Origin of the sequence: Gordonia araii NBRC 100433 (genome assembly GCF_000241265.1) — a bacterium.
Classification (GTDB): domain Bacteria; phylum Actinomycetota; class Actinomycetes; order Mycobacteriales; family Mycobacteriaceae; genus Gordonia; species Gordonia araii.
On the sequence record NZ_BAEE01000057.1, the window covers coordinates 24496 to 40503 of the forward strand.

The window sequence follows — 16008 nt, forward strand, 5'->3', positions numbered from 1 at the left end:
ATGACTACGAAAACGAAGAACAAGACGGCCGCGACGCGTGCGATCACCTCGGTACTCGTCGCCAACCGCGGCGAGATCGCCTGCCGGGTGTTCCGTACCTGCCGCGACATGGGCATCGCCACCGTCGCGGTCTACTCCGATCCGGACGCGGACGCTCCTCATGTGCGCCAAGCGGATTCGGCCGTCCGGCTCCCCGGCTCGACGTCGGCGGAGACATACCTGCGAGGCGAGCTGATCATCGACGCCGCGCGTGCGGCCGGCGCTGACGCCATCCACCCCGGTTACGGGTTCCTCTCGGAGAACGCGGAGTTCGCGCAGTCGGTGATCGATGCCGGACTGATCTGGATCGGACCGCCGCCGTCGGCGATCACCGCCATGGGGTCGAAGGTCAACGCCAAGGAACTCATGGACGCCGCGGGCGTTCCGGTGCTCGGCGACCTCGATCCGGCAAAGGTCACCGCGGACGACTTGCCGCTGCTCATCAAGGCCTCGGCCGGTGGCGGCGGGCGCGGCATGCGGATCGTGCGGGACCTCGCCGACCTGGACGAGAATGTCGCGGCCGCCAAACGGGAGGCCGAGTCGGCCTTCGGCGATCCGACGGTGTTCTGCGAACCCTACGTCGAGCGCGGCCACCACATCGAGGTCCAGGTGATGGCCGACAACCACGGTGCGGTCTGGGCCGTTGGCGAGCGCGAGTGCTCGATCCAGCGCCGGCACCAGAAGGTCATCGAGGAAGCGCCCGCGCCGTTGGTCGAGTCTCTCGGCGGAGATTTGCGCGAGCGGCTCTACGACGCAGCTCGCAAAGCCGTTGCCGCCATCGGGTATTCGGGTGCTGGCACGGTCGAGTTCCTAGCCGACGGTAACGGGCGGTTCTACTTCCTGGAGACCAATACGCGTCTGCAGGTGGAGCACCCGGTCACCGAAGAGACGACCGGCCTCGATCTCGTCGAATGGCAGCTGCGCGTCGCGATGGGGGAGCCGCTGACTGGCGACGAACCGGTCGCCGTCGGGCACTCCATCGAGGCGCGGCTCTACGCGGAAAACCCTGCCGCCGAGTGGGCGCCGCAGTCGGGGACGGTGCACCGGTTCGCGGTAGACGAGCGCGCGTCGGCGGCGTCGCGAATCCGCGTCGACACCGGAATCGCCGACGGCAGCGAAATCTCCACCTTCTACGACCCGATGATCGCCAAGGTGATCAGTTGGGCGCCGACCCGTCGACGAGCGGCCGCCACGTTGGCGGCGGCGCTGGCCGGCGCGACCCTGCACGGTCCGGTGACCAACCGCGACATGCTGGTGAACACGTTGAGGTCGGAACAGTTCCTTTCCGGCGATACCGACACCGCGTTCATCGACGAGGTCGGGCTCGACGTGCTTGCCGCGCCGCTCGCTGACGAAGCGGACGCACGGCTGGCGGCGATCGCAGCGGCGCTCGCAGATGCCGAGTGGAATCGCGCTGGCGCACAGGCGCTTCCGGCGATCCCGTCCGGGTTCCGCAACATCGCGTCGGGCTTCCAGGAGAAGAAGTTCGGCGCGGGTGACGACGAGGTGACGGTGCGGTACCGCTTCGAGCGCCGGGCCGGTGCCGCCGTGAGCGCGCGTGCCCCCGGCTACGGCGTCGTCCTTCCCGACGACGAGGGCGTCGAGGTCGTGGCGGTTGGGATCGCAAGCGCTCCGGCGTCGCCCGACGGTGGTCGAGTGGTGGCCGGTTTCGCGACTGGCCCGGCGTTCCCCCACGGTGGTCGAGTGGCGGCCGGTGTCGCGACCGGTCCGGTGTTCCCCCACGGTGGTCGAGTGCCGGGGAGCGCAGCGACCCGGTGTATCGAGACCCTGGTGACCCTCAATGCCAACGGCGTCACCCGCGACCTGATCGTCGCGCGCTACGGCGACACGGTCTTCGTCGACTCACCGGGCAAGTCGGTGACTTTGGGCGTCGTGCCGCGCTACATCGACCCGTCGACGGTGCAGCGCCCGGGTTCGCTGCTCGCGCCGATGCCCGGCTCGGTCATCCGTGTCGCGGTGGCCGAGGGTGACAAGGTCACCGCCGGTCAGCCGCTGTTGTGGCTGGAGGCGATGAAGATGGAGCACACGATCGCCGCGCCGAGTGATGGCATCGTCGCGACACTGGCCGTCGAGGTCGGCCGCCAGCTAGCCGTCGGCGATGTGCTGGCGATCATCGAGGCGGAATCCGAAGAATCCGACGAATCCTGACCACGCGAACCACGAAAACGAAAGAGAACCAATGAGTTTCATCGAATCCGACGAGCGCAAGGAACTGCGTTCCGCCGTCGCCGCGCTGGGAAAGAAGTACGGCGCCGAGTACTTCCGCAAATGCGCCAAGGAAGATCTGAAGACCACCGATCTGTGGAAAGAGGCCGGTGAACTCGGCTTCATCGGCGTGAATCTCCCCGAGGAGTACGGCGGCGGCGGTGCCGGCATGTACGAGCTGTCGATCGTGATGGAGGAGCTCGCCGCGTCGGGCACCGGGCTGCTGATGCTCGTCGTTTCGCCGGCCATCTGCGGCAACATCATTGCCCGCTTCGGCACCGACGAGCAGAAGGACAAGTGGCTGCCGGGGCTGGCCAGCGGTGAAATCACCATGGCCTTCGGTATCACCGAGCCCGACGCGGGGTCGAATTCTCACCAGATCACGACGACGGCCCGTCGCGACGGTGACGACTGGATTCTGTCGGGGCAGAAGGTGTTCATCTCCGGAGTCGACCAGGCCGACGCCGTGCTCATCGTCGGCCGCACCGAGGAGGCCAAGACCGGCAAACTCGCGCCGGCGTTGTTCATCGTGCCGACCGACGCCGAGGGCTTCACCTATACGCAGATCCCGATGGAGCTACAGAACCCCGAGAAGCAGTTCCAGTTGTTCTTCGACGACGTACGGCTGCCCGGCGATGCGCTGGTCGGCGAGCCGGAGGCCGCCCTGAGTCAGCTGTTCGCCGGGCTGAACCCCGAGCGCATCATGGGCGCGGCGTCGGCGATCGGCATGGGTCGCTACGCGCTGGACAAGGCCGTCGCTTACGCGAAGGACCGCACCGTGTGGAAGACGCCGATCGGCGCGCACCAGGGCATCGCCCACCCGTTGGCCGCGGGCAAGGTCGAGCTTGAGATGGCCAAACTGATGATGCAGAAAGCCGCCACGCTCTACGACGCCGGTGACGACTGGGGTGCGGCCGAGCCGGCCAACATGGCGAAGTACGCGGCCGCGGAGGCGTCGACCAAACTCGTCGACCAGGCCGTACACACGCTCGGCGGAAACGGTCTGACCAGTGAATACGGGCTGGCGCCGATGCTCGCGCTGGTTCGTATCGCCAAGGTCGCGCCGGTGAGCCGCGAGATGGTGCTGAACTTCGTCGCGCAGACCAGCCTCGGCCTGCCGAAGTCGTACTAGCCGTCGCAGCCGGCCGGAGAAGGAGGAGAGCGATGTCTGAAGCGCAACAGACCGTCGTCGAGGTCGAGACGACCCGTGCGGTCACGACGATCACCCTGAACTCGCCGTCGAACCGCAATGCGTTGTCGTCGGTGTTGGTGGGTCAGTTGTCGGCCGCGCTCGCCGAAGCCGCCGACGATACGTCGGTGCGGGCTGTCGTGCTGACCCACGCGGGTGGAACCTTCTGCGCCGGCGCCGATCTGGGCGAGGCGCTGCGCCGGGGCCTGAGCCCGGAGGAGGCGACCGCCGAGGGCGCGCGAGCGATGGTCGGGCTGATGCGGACCATGCTGGCGATGCCGAAGCCGGTCATCGTCGTCGCGAATGGGCATGTGCGGGCGGGCGGTTTCGGCCTGCTCGGTTCGGCCGACATCGCGCTCGTCGGCCCGGAGGCGACCTTCGCCCTCACTGAAGCGCGCCTGGGACTGGCACCCTCGATCATCTCGATCGTGCTGCTGCCCAAGATGTCGGCGCGCTCGGCCGGACGCTACTTCCTGACCGGTGAGAAGTTCGATCCGGCGACGGCCGAACGGATCGGCCTGGTGACCCAGGCGTCGTCGAGCGCCGAGGAGCTGTCCGCGGTGCTCGACGACGTCCTCACCGGTGTCCGCAAAGCCTCGCCACAGGGGCTGGCGGCGTCGAAGCGGCTGACTACCGCGGCGATCCTCGCGGATTTCGACGAGAACGCGACCGCGCGAGCCGCCGAGTCGGCCGCCCTGTTCGCCTCCGACGAAGCGCGTGAGGGCATGACGGCCTTCCTGTCGAAGGGCAAGCCGAGCTGGGACACCAGCGAGCGATGACCGCCGCCCGCCAGCCGCAGCAGGAACGCTCTCGCGCGACGCGGGAGCGCCTACTGGATGCGACCGTGGAAATGCTTGCGGCGCAAGGATGGTCGGCGACCACGGTCGCGGCGGTCGCCGAGGCGGCCGGGGTCTCGCGCGGAGCGGCGCAGCATCACTTTCCGACCAGGGAATCGCTCATCACCGCCGTCATGGAGGAAATGTTCGAGTCGATGACCAGTGGTGCGTCGATGGCGATCACCGAGTTCCCCGACGATCACGACGCCCGGGTGGCCGCCGTCGTCGACAAGGCCGTCGCGATCTACACCGGCACCGAGTTCAAGGCCGCACTGCAGGTGTGGGCGGCGGCCGCGTCCGATCCGGCGCTGCGCGAAGTGATCCTGCCGTTGGAGGCGAAGCTCGCGCGGGCGGCGCACAAGTTCACCGTGAAGGCGCTCGACCCGTCCGGGGAGAACGCCGAGGCCCACCGGCTGGCCCAGGTGACCTTGGACCTGGCACGCGGGCTCGGTCTGGCCGACACGCTGTCGGACGACTCTCGCCGTCGTCAGCAGGTCGTCGCGACCTGGAGCGAACAGCTCGCCGACGCGCTGCGCTGAACCTCGGCGTCAACGAACCCTGACCGTCGCCGAGCATGCGGTCGAGCGCAACGACCAGAACTTGTTGCTGTTGTAGGTCCGCAGTTTCAACGTGACGCGACCGGAGCCGGTCCGGATGTTGATGAAGGTCGCGGCACCGGCGTTGAGGTTGCTGTAGGAAATGGTGCTCGCATGCCCGCGTTCACCCGTGGTCAGGTTGTGCCAGGCCAGACGCGGACGGTTCTGGTAGCCGAAGACCGACTTCGACTGCGCGACGACCACGGTGATCCGGCCTCGCTCCTTGGGGAGCCATTGCGTCGTCGTGATCCGACCCGCGTACGGGTTGTCGATGACGTTCGGGCTGATGCTCTTGCAGATGGCCGTCGTTTTGTGACGGACCTCGCCGGCATGGGCGAGAGGAGCCGGGGCGGCGATTCCGGCGAGGGCGATCGCGGTTGCGGCGATCAGTCGGGTCGGTTGTGCAGTCATCCTTTGCCTCCTTCCGACGGCCGCCGGATAGGCGGTGCCCGATTCGGAATACCCGGGACTGCGATCAATCAAACATCAGTCGTTGCGGGAACTGGGCACGGTCGGCGGAAATGTGGGCACGGTCGGCGGGAATGTGGGCACGGTCGGCGGGAATGTGGGCACAGTCGGCGGGAATGTGGGCACAGTCGGCGGGAATGTGGGCACGGTCGGCGGGAATGTGGGTACGGTCGGCGGGAATGTGGGCACGGTCGGCGTTCAGTTGCGGCGGAGGTGGACCACGTTGTCGGTCCGCGCGCAGGGATTGCCCTCGGGATCGGTCATCGCTACCTCGGCTAACCCGATGTGGATCGTCGTCCAGCCGCTCGACTCCGCTCCGGACGTTGCTGCCGATTCCGGTCCGGATGCCGCACCGGACGTCGCTGCCGGTGATTCCGGTGGCGGATCGGTCGGGGCGGCCCCGATATCGGCGAGTACATCGTCGGTACTGGGGAACTCGGGCGGATCACCGTCGAACCGGAAATCCGGCATGCCCCAGTGTCCGACGACGAGCAGGGAGCCGCCCGGTGCGACGGCCGCCGCGGCTTTGCGGAGGATGTCGGCCCGGGCCAGCTCGACCTGCGAATGCAAATAGAAAGCGCTGACGAGGTCCCAGGTGCCGACGGGGAAGTCGTTGCTCAGGTCGACGCGGCGCCAGGCTATAGCTTCATCCGGCAGGCCGGCTTCCCGGGCGTGCTCCCGCCCGACCGCCAGCGCCGCCTCGGCGATGTCGACAGCGGTCACCGACCAGCCCTGCTGCGCCAGCCAGATGGCGTCGGCGCCCGACCCGCAGCCCAGGTCCAGCGCGGTGCGCCCCGCTGTCTGAAGGCCGGCCGTCTCGTCGACCAGGATCGCATTGGGCTTCCCGCTCCACGGGCGCTTGCCGTCACCGTAGAAGTCCTCCCAGTGGTCGCGGGGATCAACGGGACGGGCCGGGTCACCGTGCTGGTGCATGCTCACACCCTCACGGTAGCCCGGCCCGTTGGTCTCGACGTATCGAGACGCCGATCAGCTGTGCAGGTCGAACCGATCGTTGTCCATGACCTTGACCCACGCGTCGACGAAGTCCTTCACGAACTTCTCCTCCGCATCGTCGGCGCCGTAGACCTCCGAGAGGGCGCGCAGCTCGGCGTTGGAACCGAACGCGAGGTCCACGCGGCTGCCCGTCCACTTGGGCTTGCCGCCGACGGTCCCGACGTAGGTCTCCTCCTCGTCGGCCTTCGGAGCCCACGAGACATCCATGTCGGTGATGGTGGTGAAGAAGTCGTTCGACAACACCCCGGGCTGCTCGGTGAAGACGCCCTTGGTCGATCCGCCATGGTTGGCGTCCAGCACGCGCAATCCGCCGATGAGGACGGCCATCTGCGGAGCCGAAAGACCCAGCAGGTTGGCCTTGTCGACGAGCAGGTACTCGCCCGGCTGCTCGTTGCCCTTGCCGAGGTAGTTGCGGAAGCCGTCGGCCTTGGGCTCGAGGTACTCGAAGGACTCGACGTCGGTGTCCTCCTGAGTGGCGTCGTTGCGGCCCGGGTGGAACGGCACGCTGATCGGGTGGCCCGCGGCGTTGGCGGCCTGTTCGACGCCCACACCGCCGGCAAGCACGATCAGGTCGGCGAGCGAAATCCGGACCTTGCCGGTCTGGGCGTCGTTGAATTCCGACTGGATCTTCTCCAGCTCACCGAGCACCTTGGCCAGCTTCTCCGGCTCGTTGACCTCCCAATCACGCTGCGGCTCAAGACGAATCCGTGCGCCGTTGGCACCGCCGCGCTTGTCGCTGTTGCGGTAGGTCGACGCCGACGCCCACGCGGTTGACACCAGTTCGCCGACAGTCAGGCCCGACTTGGCGATCCGCTGACGAAGGTCGGCGATGTCTTTCGGCCCGACGAGCTCGTAGTCGATCTCGGGGATCGGATCCTGCCAGATGAACACCTCGTCGGGAACGTGTGTGCCCTTGTAGCGGCTCAGCGGTCCCATGTCGCGGTGGGTCAGCTTGAACCACGCCTTCGCGTACTCCTTGGCGAAGTCCTGCGGATTGTTCAGGAAGTGGCGAGAGATCTTCTCGTACTCCGGATCCATGCGCAGCGCGAGGTCGGTCGTGAGCATCATCGGCGCGTGGCGCTTCTCCGCGTCGTCCGGGTACTCGGCGTCGGGAACCGTGTTCGCCGCGGCACCGTCCTTGGGATGCCACTGCTGGGCGCCGGCCGGACTCTTGCCGAGTTCCCACTCGTAGCCGAACAACGTCCAGAAGAAGTTGTTGTCCCAGGTCGTTGGCGTGCTGTTCCACGCACCCTCCAAACCCGACTGGATGGTGTCGTCGCCCTTGCCGGTACCGAGGCTGTTCTTCCAGCCCAGGCCCATTTGCTCGATCGGCGCAGCCTCGGGCTCCGGTCCGACGTGCTTATCCGCGTCTCCGGCGCCGTGGGCCTTGCCGAACGTGTGCCCGCCGGCGATGAGGGCCACGGTCTCCACGTCGTTCATCGCCATGCGCTTGAACGTCTCGCGGATGTCCTGCGCGGCGGCCAGCGGATCCGGGTTGCCGTTGGGGCCCTCGGGGTTGACGTAGATCAGGCCCATCTGGACGGCGGCCAGCGGGTTGTCGAGCTTGCGGTCGCCGGTGTAGCGCTCGTCGGCGAGCCACGTCGTCTCCGGGCCCCAGTAGGTCTCGTCGTCGCCCTCGTACTGGTCGGGGCGGCCACCGGCGAAGCCGAGGGTTTCGAACCCGCAGTTCTCCATGGCGACGTTGCCCGCGAGGACGATCAGGTCGGCCCAGCTGAGCTTGCGGCCGTACTTCTTCTTCACCGGCCAGAGCACCCGTCGGGGCTTGTCGAGGCCGACGTTGTCGGGCCAGCTGTTGAGCGGTGCGAATCGCTGCTGGCCGTTGCCGGCGCCGCCGCGACCGTCAGCGACACGGTAGGTGCCCGCCGCGTGCCAGGTCATGCGGACCATGTTGCCGACGTAGTTGCCGTAGTCGGCCGGCCACCAGTCCTTGGAGTCGGTCATGACCTTTCGAAGGTCTGCCTTCACCTCGTCGAGGTCCAGGCTCTCGAACTCCTTGGCGTAGTCGAAGTCCTCGTCGGTCGACATCGGGTTGGATACCGACGTGTGCGAGGCCAGGATGCGCAGGTTCAGCCGCTTGGGCCACCACTCCTGGGTCGCGGACCCCTCGGTGGGGCGGCTGAGATGGTGCATCACCGGGCAGCCGGCGTCCGATGCGTTCACATCGTCGAGTTCTGCGGCGTCAGTCATTTCCTGATCCTTTCGGGTTGGGCTGGAGCTGGGTCTTCTTTGGGAAGTCTGTTGTCGGCGAGGCCCGAGCAGCTGGCGCAGGTGCCCCAGTAGATGACCTCGGCCTCGTCGACGGTGAATGCGTCCGGGAGAGGGCCGTCGAGACAGGGGGCCTCGCCGGTCGCGCAATCGATGTCGGTGATCTCGCCGCACACCCGGCATACGGCGTGGTGGTGGTTGTCGCCGACGCGAGCTTCATAGCGCGCGATGGTTCCGGCGGGCTGGATGCGACGGATGATTCCGGCGGCGGTGAACGCGGCGAGGATGTCGTAGACGGCCTGCCGGGACACGGTCGGCAACTCGGCGCGAACCTGCGTCAGCACGTGGTCGGTATCGGCGTGCGGATTCTGGTGGACGGCGTCGAGCACCGCCACGCGAGGTCGCGTGACGCGCAGATCGGCGGAGCGCAGCGCCGCCGTGAGCTCGTCGGGGGGTGGCACAACTCCAGTGTGCCTCAGTTTTCTTGACTGAGTACAGTTTTCTCGAAATTGGGGACCTTTTGCCTGCTCGTGGCCTCGATCGTTTTCGTCATTCCACGTGTGCGGCGCGGTCGCGCGGCAGAATCAGCCATGCCGCGGCGCTGGCGGCGACCAGGAGCCAGGCGGCCATCGCGAGGCCCGTGCGGAAACCGTCCGCGGCAACGGAGTACTGGGCGGCGATGGTGACGAGGACGGCCAATCCGATGGTTCCGCCGAGTTGGCGGGAGCTGTTCAGGACGCCGGACGCGATCCCGGCGTCGTCGGGGCCGACGCCCGTCGTGCCGGCCACGCCGATGAGCATCATCGAGCCGCCGATGCCGATGGCCGTGACCACCGAGGGGACGAACATGCCCAGCCAGAAGTCGTAGGTGTCGGGGAGGCGGGAGAACATCGCCAGGCCGGCCGCGCCGATCAGACCGAAGACCACGATGACTTTCCGCGGGCCGTAGGTCTTGGCGAGTTTGGTGGCCGCCGCGATGCCGACCACGACGAAGAAGCAGAAGGGGAGAAAGAGGACGCCGGCCGCGCGAGGCGTCAGGGCCCACACCTGCTGGAGGTAGAGCGAGCAGAAGTAGAAGGCGGCCAGCTGTCCGGCGGCGAGCATGAACCCGAAGACGTTGGCGCCGACGATGCTGCGTGTGGCAAGGACCCGGATCGGCATCATGGGGTGGTCGCTGGCGCGTTCGGTCGCCGCGAATCCGAGCAGGAGCACGACCGCGACGACGAAACCGATCAGCGCGCGGGCAGACGTCCAGCCGTACTCTCCGGTCGCCGTGACCGCGTAGATGAGCGCGCCGAGGCCCACGGTGACCAGAACCCCGCCGAGCAGGTCGATCTGAGTGTCGCGCCGGTCTCCGCGCGGCACGCTCGCCAGTGCGCTTGCCAATACCAGCGCGATGATCGGGATGTTGACGAACATGACCGCGCGCCAGCTGAAGGCCTCGGTGAGCAGTCCGCTGGCGACGACGCCGACGGCACCCCCGGCTGCGCTCGCCGCGCCCCACACCGCCATTGCCCTGCGCCGCCGGTCTTCGTCGGCGATGGTGGCCACGAGTGCCAGTGCCGCCGGTGCGATCAGGGCTCCGGCCAGCCCTTGCGCGGCCCGAGCGCCGACGAGCAACCCGGGGGTCTGCGCCAGACCGCCGATGGCGCTCGCCACCGCGAAAGACGTCAACCCGGTGATGATCACCGTGCGGCGGCCCCAGATGTCGCCCAGGCGGCCGCCGACGAGGAGGAAGCCGGCGAAACACAGTAGGTATGCGGTCACCACCCATTGCAGGCCGGCGTCGGTGAATCCGAGGTCGGCCTTGGCGTCGGGGAGAGCGATGTTCACCAGCGACATGTCGAGGCCGACTAGGAACTGCAGGCCGAAGACCGTCGCGATCAGGAGCCCGGTGCGGCGGGGAACGGGTGAGACAGGTGCGTCGCCGCGGGCAGCGGATTCAGTCGACATGGGCACGCCTTCCGGTAGTCGTGCATGTACGAAATCGTGCGCGTACGAAATCTACCGGTCTTCGGGCCGAAAGGGAAGGGCCGCCTAACTCGGAGCCGGAACCGCTGCGCGGCATGGTCCGGCGCCGAGGCGGGCTGATGGGCCAAGATGGAGGCATGCCACCGTCAGCCTCCCTCGATCGAACGACGATCATCGACGCCGCGCTCGCGATCCTGGAGCACGAAGGCGCCGACAAGCTGACGATGCGGAGGCTGGCCGACGAGCTCGGCTCCAAGCCGATGACGCTGTACCACTACGTGCCCAACAAGGAGGCGCTGCTGTCGATGGCCCTCTCGGAGGTCGCCGCGCGGATCGATTGGGCCGTGCCGACGGGTCCGCCGCGTGAGCGGATGATCGAGATCGCGATCGATATGCGAGATCGCCTCGCCGCGATCCCCTGGATCGTGGCGATTCTTCAAGAGGGCGCCAACGTCGGTACCCCGGCCCTGGCCATCGCCGAACGCTTCTTCGAGGCGGCCTACGAATTGGGTGCCGACGATCAGACGGTGCTGGATCTATGGCGAGTGGTGTGGTCGTTGACGGTCAGCGATGTCCATTGGGCCGAGCTGGCCAGGCAGCGCGCGGCCGGTCAGCACGGGTGGTTCGACACCATCGATCCGGCCGCCGTCGCCGATCTGCCCCGCGTGTCGGCCATGCTGCCGAAGTGGCGACAGGTCGTCGACAACTTCGATCTGCGGCGGGCCATCGCGGCGCAGATCGACGGAATGCTGGGCTCGTCCGGCTGACAATTTCGTCCGCTGTGGCCGGTGTCGTGGTCATAGTGACCACCTGTGGGTGCCCAGACGACGATTTTAGTCGGTCGACGACGGGACCTCGGTGACGACGACGGGGAGTGGGCGGCAAGCAACGGCCGCACCGGCGGTGAGCGCGGCGATCGAGGCGAAGAGGAAGGTCGTCGGCACCGTCCAGCCGTTGGTGGTCTCGTGCAGTACGCCGACGAACAGCGGGCCGGCACAGGCGAGCAGATAGCCGACGCCCTGGGCGAACCCGGAGAGCGCGGCCGACTCCGCGTCGGTGCGGGTCCGAAGGTTGATCAGCGTCAGGGCCATCGGGAAGGTCGTCGGCCCGATTCCCAGCAGGACCACCCACACCCAGGTGCCGTGCGTCGGTGCCCATACGATCCCGACGAGGCCGATGATCAGGCAGGTCATGAAGAAGATCACGAACCCGAACGGGTTGCGGAAGCGGGCGCAGATCGCAGGTGCGACCAGTGTGCCGAAGAATCCGAGGGCGGCGAAGACGGCGACGACCGCCCCGCCGAGGCTCTCGCTGCCGCCGGCGTCGGTGACCATGGTCGGCAGCCAGGTGAATAGCGAGTAGGTCACCAGCGAGGTCATCCCGAACATGAAGGTCATGCCCCACGCGAGCGGTGTGCGCCACAGGCCCGTCGCCCGCTCGGCGGTGACGGTCGGGCGAGAGGCGCGGTCGCGACGACGCGCGACGACGATGCCGACCCACGGCAGAACGGCCATCGCGGGCACCAGCGCCCAGACGGCCAGGGAGATCCGCCAGCCGTGGGCGTCAGCGACCGGGACGGCCAATGCCGCCGGCACCGCGGTGCCGAGCTGGACGAAGGTGATGTACGCGGTCGACATCAGGGCGATGCGGTCGCTGAAGTAGCGCTTGACGAGCGGCGGGATGACGATGTTGCCGATTCCCATGCCGATCAGTGCGACGCCGGACCACACCAGCAGAGCGGCGGTCGACGACGAGAACGACCGGACCGCGATACCGACTCCGGTTGCCACCACCGCGGCGAGGGTCAGCTGTTCGAGGCCGAACCGCCGGCTCAACATCGGGGCGACGAACCCGGCCAAGGCGAACATCGCCGTGGGCATCATGCCGACGATCCCGATGGTGGTCGCGCCGAAGCCGATCTCCTCGGCGATGCGAGAGAGCAGCGGCGCGATCGAGGTCACCGCCGTGCGCAGCGAGGCGGCGAAGACGAGGATCGCGACGACCACGATGATGCGGCCGGATAGCGCAGACCGCGCCACCGCACGCTTCGACGGCGCGGTGGCGGGGAGCGCGGTGGCGAGGTCGGGGTCGTCGACGAGCATCGGCATACCAATTCATAGGATGAATTTCGGACCCTGAAATCATAGGATGAATCCATGGCAACCCTCAACCGAAATACGATCGACCGTGTGCAAGACGGCAGACGGTCCACGCGTATCGCGCAGGTCACAGACGAACTGCGTCGCAGAATCGCAGCCGGAGAATGGGCGGTCGGGGATCGGATACCGACCGAACCGGAGCTCGTCGAGCTTCTCGACGCGTCGCGCAACACGCTGCGCGAAGCGGTAGGCGCGCTGGTGCACGCGGGTGTGCTGGAGCGCAGGCAGGGGTCGGGCACCTACGTTCTCGCCGTCGACGAGCAGGAGGTCGCACTCGGCGATTACTTCTCCTCGGCGCGACGCCGGGATCTCATCGAGCTGCGCGAGGCGCTGGACGTGACGGCCGCCGATCTGGCCGCGCGACGACGAGACGAGGACGACATCGCGATGCTGCGCGAGTTGCTGGCCCGCCGCAACGATCTGTGGGACCGGCCCGCGGCGACCTCGGCGGACGAGCGGGACGAGATCGTCGACGCCGATGCGCAGCTGCACCGGGCGATCGTCGTCGCCAGTCACAACGAGATCTATCTTGAGTTCTACGACCTGCTCCTGCCCGCGCTGCGCCGGACGATCGCCGAGCGTCCGGTCGGGGCGTCGTCCTCCTACGAGGAGCAGCACACCGCCTTGGTCGAGGCGGTGATCGACGGCGATCCGCTGCGTGCGGCCGGCGCCGCGCAGGAAGTGCTCGACTGCGTCCGCGACGCCGAAGGCTGATGCGTCAGTCCCCGCTCCCGGTTGGAAGCGGGGCCCGCCGTTAGGGTGGGAGTCGTGACTGAGGGCAACGCCGACGATGACCTGCTCATCGGCAATCCTGAACGGGAACGCGCCATCGGGCTGCTGACCGATGCGTTCGCGTCGGGCTATCTGGAGATGGTCGAGTTCGAGGACCGCTCCGGTGCGGTCTACGCCAGTCGCACGCGCGCCGAGCTGCGGACCGCACTCGAGCGGTTGCCGACGGCCGGCCAACTCTTTCCCGACGCCGTGCCGGCCGACGCGCCGTCGGCCGGGGTGGAGCCGCTTCATCTCGACGCCGAGTGGAGCACGGTGCGGCGCAAAGGCGTGTGGCAGGTGCCGCCGCAGATCGTCGTCACCGGTTCCATGGGTACGGTCCAGCTGGATTTCAGCCGCGGCGTCTTCGCCGCTCCGGCGGTCGAACTCGACCTGCAGGTCTCGGCGACGAACGTGAAGATCTGGGTCGGGCCGGACCAGGAGATCCGGCTGCAGAAGCTGGCCAAGAGCGGATGGTCGAGCGTGAAGGACAAGGCAGACGCGCCGCGCCGGCCCGGTGGCCCGGCGATCACCGTCATTGGACTGGTGGCCGCGGCCTCCGGCGTCGTGGTCAAGCGCCGCTGACCCGGCGAAGGCCAGACGCTAACTTGGTGGCATGCGTGTCGCGACCTGGAATGTGAACTCGATATCGGCGCGGGTGCCGCGCCTGCTGCCGTGGCTGGAACAGCGTCGGCCCGACGTGGTGTGCCTGCAGGAGACCAAACTCGGCGACGATGCGTTCGAGGCGCTGCTCGGCGAGGACCTGGGGGGACTCGGCTACGAGTGGGCCCACCACGGCCAAGGCCAGTGGAACGGGGTCGCGCTGCTTTCCCGTGTCGGGCTCGACGACGTGGAACTGGCTTTTCCCGACACCCCCGGCTACCCCGATCCGGCCGGGCCGGTCGAGGCGCGAGCGGTGTCGGCGGTCTGCGACGGGGTGCGCGTCTATTCGCTGTACGTGCCGAACGGGCGCGAGGTCGGGTCCGATCATTACGACTACAAGCTCGGCTGGCTTTCCGCACTGCGTGACGCCGTGGTCGCCGCGGGACCGTCGTCGACGATGGTGTGCGGCGACATCAACATCGCTCCTTCCGACGAGGACGTCTTCGACCCCGCCGCTTACGTGGGGCACACGCATGTCACCGACGCCGAGCGCGCCGCGCTCGCAGCCGTGGTCGACGCCGGCCTGACCGATGTGATTCGCGAGCGGTGGCCGGGCGAACGGGTATTCAGCTATTGGGACTACCGCGCCGGAATGTTCCACAAAGACCTCGGTATGCGGATCGACCTCATCCTGGCCGGCTCCGACCTGGTACCGCGCGTGGCCGCGGCCTTCGTCGACCGGCAGGCGCGCAAAGGGAGTAAGCCGAGCGACCATGCGCCGGTCATCGTCGATCTGGACACGGCGCCCGACGGAGATATCGGCCCGGTCGTCCCGCCGCCGTCGAATCCGGCAAAGCGGACCGCCTCGGCGCGGCTGCCGCAGGCGTGAGCAGGAAGCGTCGCACAACTCGCACGTGAACCTCGAAGTTGGAGTTTGCCCCGAATACACGAAGATTCTGTGATTTGATCGTGACAACTGCAGTGTTACTGCGGTTGATCCGAAAGGGGAGGTCGATGAAGCGGATCGCTTCAATTCTGGGAATGCTCGCAGCAGCCGTCGCGGCGCTGCTCGTCGTCGAACCCGCGACCGCGGGAGCGCGGACGCCCGTGATCGACACGGGCCCGGCGCAGGTTTCGCTCACCAAGGACATGCAGGCCGTGTCGCTGAAAGTGGGCTCCGGCTCGATCAAGCAGGTCGGCAACGAACTCCTGCTCATGAACTCGAAGGGTGCGGTCAAGAGCCGCGTCCCGTTGACGGTCAAGGCCGAGGGGAAGACCGCCCCGCTGCGCGCACAGATCGCTTCCGACGCCAAGTCGGCAGAGTTGAAGCCGTTCGGGTATCACCCGGCGCTGACCTACCGGCGTCCGCTGCCGCGGCCCCGGAACAAGGGGCAGGCCTGGGACCAGATGAACGCGTTGGCGAACCAGAACTGGGGCTGCGCCGCGCCGTCGACCTTGGTCGGCGGTCTTATCGGGTTGCTCGTGGGGTTCATCATCCTCGGTTGGATCACCGTCCCGATCGGCGCGGCGATCGGTGCCTACGTCGGATACGACAACTGTGGTCGGGGCCGATGGGGCGACCGGTACCGCAGTGAGACCATCCGTGCCTTCTGGCGCTGGTGGAATATGCCGGGCTGACCGCAGTACACAACAAGACCGACCGGCCGGACCCTCCTCGAGGGTCCGGCCGGTTCGTCGTGAGAGCCATTGCGCCGACGCGGCTTTCGGTCGGGAGGCGGGTGTGGTGTGATGGGTGAAGGCAACGCGCGCCCGCGCGTTTTGGAACTCTCCTGGGGGTCGGGATGAAGAATTTCGCGTCCGTATTGACTGCACTCGCAGCGGTCACAGCAGCACTGGTGGTGGTCCCGGCGGGGACCGCGGGGGCGTCGCCGAAACCGGCGATCCACACCGCC

15 protein-coding genes are annotated in these 16008 nt (G+C 67.8%); 9 read left to right on the plus strand and 6 right to left on the minus strand.

Annotated features, from left to right (window positions below; all coding sequences use genetic code 11):
- Genes GOARA_RS11650 through GOARA_RS11665 form a run of 4 tightly spaced genes read left to right on the plus strand, consistent with a single transcriptional unit; the run spans nucleotide 1 to nucleotide 4829 of the window.
- Complete coding sequence (locus GOARA_RS11650; protein ID WP_007322578.1) at nucleotides 1-2208, plus strand: acetyl/propionyl/methylcrotonyl-CoA carboxylase subunit alpha; 2208 nt, start codon at nucleotides 1-3, stop codon at nucleotides 2206-2208.
- Between the two features lie 31 nt (nucleotides 2209-2239).
- On the plus strand, nucleotides 2240-3397 hold the full coding sequence (locus tag GOARA_RS11655; protein ID WP_007322579.1) for an acyl-CoA dehydrogenase family protein: 1158 nt from the start codon (nucleotides 2240-2242) through the stop codon (nucleotides 3395-3397).
- 32 nt (nucleotides 3398-3429) lie between these two features.
- A complete protein-coding gene (locus GOARA_RS11660; protein WP_007322580.1) occupies nucleotides 3430-4233 on the plus strand; it encodes an enoyl-CoA hydratase family protein in 804 nt (267 codons plus the stop codon).
- Nucleotides 4230-4829 (plus strand): TetR family transcriptional regulator, encoded by a 600-nt coding sequence (locus tag GOARA_RS11665; RefSeq protein WP_007322581.1) that lies wholly within the window; start codon nucleotides 4230-4232, stop codon nucleotides 4827-4829. Before GOARA_RS11660 ends, GOARA_RS11665 begins: the two co-directional genes overlap by 4 nt.
- A gap of 9 nt (nucleotides 4830-4838) precedes the next feature.
- Here the strand turns inward: GOARA_RS11665 and GOARA_RS11670 are convergent, their stop codons facing one another.
- The 5 genes from GOARA_RS11670 to GOARA_RS11690 form a co-directional block, all read right to left on the minus strand.
- A complete protein-coding gene (locus GOARA_RS11670) occupies nucleotides 4839-5297 on the minus strand; it encodes a hypothetical protein (RefSeq protein ID WP_007322582.1) in 459 nt (152 codons plus the stop codon).
- A gap of 255 nt (nucleotides 5298-5552) precedes the next feature.
- A complete protein-coding gene (locus GOARA_RS11675; RefSeq protein ID WP_007322584.1) occupies nucleotides 5553-6287 on the minus strand; it encodes a class I SAM-dependent methyltransferase in 735 nt (244 codons plus the stop codon).
- 54 nt (nucleotides 6288-6341) lie between these two features.
- Complete coding sequence (katG, locus tag GOARA_RS11680) at nucleotides 6342-8576, minus strand: catalase/peroxidase HPI (RefSeq protein WP_007322585.1); 2235 nt, start codon at nucleotides 8574-8576, stop codon at nucleotides 6342-6344.
- Entirely contained in the window at nucleotides 8573-9055 is a 483-nt protein-coding gene (locus GOARA_RS11685; protein WP_007322586.1) for a Fur family transcriptional regulator, read from the minus strand. Before GOARA_RS11685 ends, katG begins: the two co-directional genes overlap by 4 nt.
- An 88-nt stretch (nucleotides 9056-9143) precedes the next feature.
- A complete protein-coding gene (locus GOARA_RS11690) occupies nucleotides 9144-10547 on the minus strand; it encodes an MFS transporter (RefSeq protein WP_007322587.1) in 1404 nt (467 codons plus the stop codon).
- A gap of 155 nt (nucleotides 10548-10702) precedes the next feature.
- On the opposite strand from GOARA_RS11690, the gene GOARA_RS11695 reads away from it, so the two are divergent.
- The gene (locus GOARA_RS11695; RefSeq protein WP_007322588.1) at nucleotides 10703-11332 is read left to right on the plus strand and encodes a TetR/AcrR family transcriptional regulator; all 630 of its coding nucleotides are present in this window, start codon (nucleotides 10703-10705) and stop codon (nucleotides 11330-11332) included.
- Between the two features lie 66 nt (nucleotides 11333-11398).
- Here GOARA_RS11695 and GOARA_RS11700 read toward each other — a convergent pair whose 3' ends face one another.
- Complete coding sequence (locus GOARA_RS11700) at nucleotides 11399-12673, minus strand: CynX/NimT family MFS transporter (RefSeq protein WP_007322589.1); 1275 nt, start codon at nucleotides 12671-12673, stop codon at nucleotides 11399-11401.
- A 48-nt stretch (nucleotides 12674-12721) separates the two neighbouring features.
- On the opposite strand from GOARA_RS11700, the gene GOARA_RS11705 reads away from it, so the two are divergent.
- From GOARA_RS11705 to GOARA_RS19015, 4 genes are all read left to right on the plus strand, one after another.
- Nucleotides 12722-13438: a FadR/GntR family transcriptional regulator gene (locus GOARA_RS11705; RefSeq protein ID WP_007322590.1), complete on the plus strand. Its 717-nt coding sequence runs from the start codon at nucleotides 12722-12724 to the stop codon at nucleotides 13436-13438.
- A gap of 54 nt (nucleotides 13439-13492) precedes the next feature.
- On the plus strand, nucleotides 13493-14077 hold the full coding sequence (locus tag GOARA_RS11710; RefSeq protein ID WP_007322591.1) for a DUF1707 SHOCT-like domain-containing protein: 585 nt from the start codon (nucleotides 13493-13495) through the stop codon (nucleotides 14075-14077).
- 31 nt (nucleotides 14078-14108) lie between these two features.
- On the plus strand, nucleotides 14109-14984 hold the full coding sequence (locus GOARA_RS11715; RefSeq protein ID WP_007322592.1) for an exodeoxyribonuclease III: 876 nt from the start codon (nucleotides 14109-14111) through the stop codon (nucleotides 14982-14984).
- A 152-nt stretch (nucleotides 14985-15136) separates the two neighbouring features.
- On the plus strand, nucleotides 15137-15733 hold the full coding sequence (locus GOARA_RS19015; RefSeq protein ID WP_050947262.1) for a DUF8020 domain-containing protein: 597 nt from the start codon (nucleotides 15137-15139) through the stop codon (nucleotides 15731-15733).
- Nucleotides 15734-16008: the final 275 nt, after the last annotated feature.

Bases quoted from the DNA above. Each gene is read 5' to 3' on its own strand.
- GOARA_RS11650 (WP_007322578.1), top strand. From the start codon at position 1: ATGACTACGAAAACGAAGAACAAGACGGCCGCGACGCGTGCGATCACC.
- GOARA_RS11655 (WP_007322579.1), top strand. From the start codon at position 2,240: ATGAGTTTCATCGAATCCGACGAGCGCAAGGAACTGCGTTCCGCCGTC.
- GOARA_RS11660 (WP_007322580.1), top strand. From the start codon at position 3,430: ATGTCTGAAGCGCAACAGACCGTCGTCGAGGTCGAGACGACCCGTGCG.
- GOARA_RS11665 (WP_007322581.1), top strand. From the start codon at position 4,230: ATGACCGCCGCCCGCCAGCCGCAGCAGGAACGCTCTCGCGCGACGCGG.
- GOARA_RS11670 (WP_007322582.1), bottom strand. From the start codon at position 5,297: ATGACTGCACAACCGACCCGACTGATCGCCGCAACCGCGATCGCCCTC.
- GOARA_RS11675 (WP_007322584.1), bottom strand. From the start codon at position 6,287: ATGCACCAGCACGGTGACCCGGCCCGTCCCGTTGATCCCCGCGACCAC.
- katG (WP_007322585.1), bottom strand. From the start codon at position 8,576: ATGACTGACGCCGCAGAACTCGACGATGTGAACGCATCGGACGCCGGC.
- GOARA_RS11690 (WP_007322587.1), bottom strand. From the start codon at position 10,547: ATGTCGACTGAATCCGCTGCCCGCGGCGACGCACCTGTCTCACCCGTT.
- GOARA_RS11695 (WP_007322588.1), top strand. From the start codon at position 10,703: ATGCCACCGTCAGCCTCCCTCGATCGAACGACGATCATCGACGCCGCG.
- GOARA_RS11700 (WP_007322589.1), bottom strand. From the start codon at position 12,673: ATGCCGATGCTCGTCGACGACCCCGACCTCGCCACCGCGCTCCCCGCC.
- GOARA_RS11705 (WP_007322590.1), top strand. From the start codon at position 12,722: ATGGCAACCCTCAACCGAAATACGATCGACCGTGTGCAAGACGGCAGA.
- GOARA_RS11715 (WP_007322592.1), top strand. From the start codon at position 14,109: ATGCGTGTCGCGACCTGGAATGTGAACTCGATATCGGCGCGGGTGCCG.
- GOARA_RS19015 (WP_050947262.1), top strand. From the start codon at position 15,137: ATGCTCGCAGCAGCCGTCGCGGCGCTGCTCGTCGTCGAACCCGCGACC.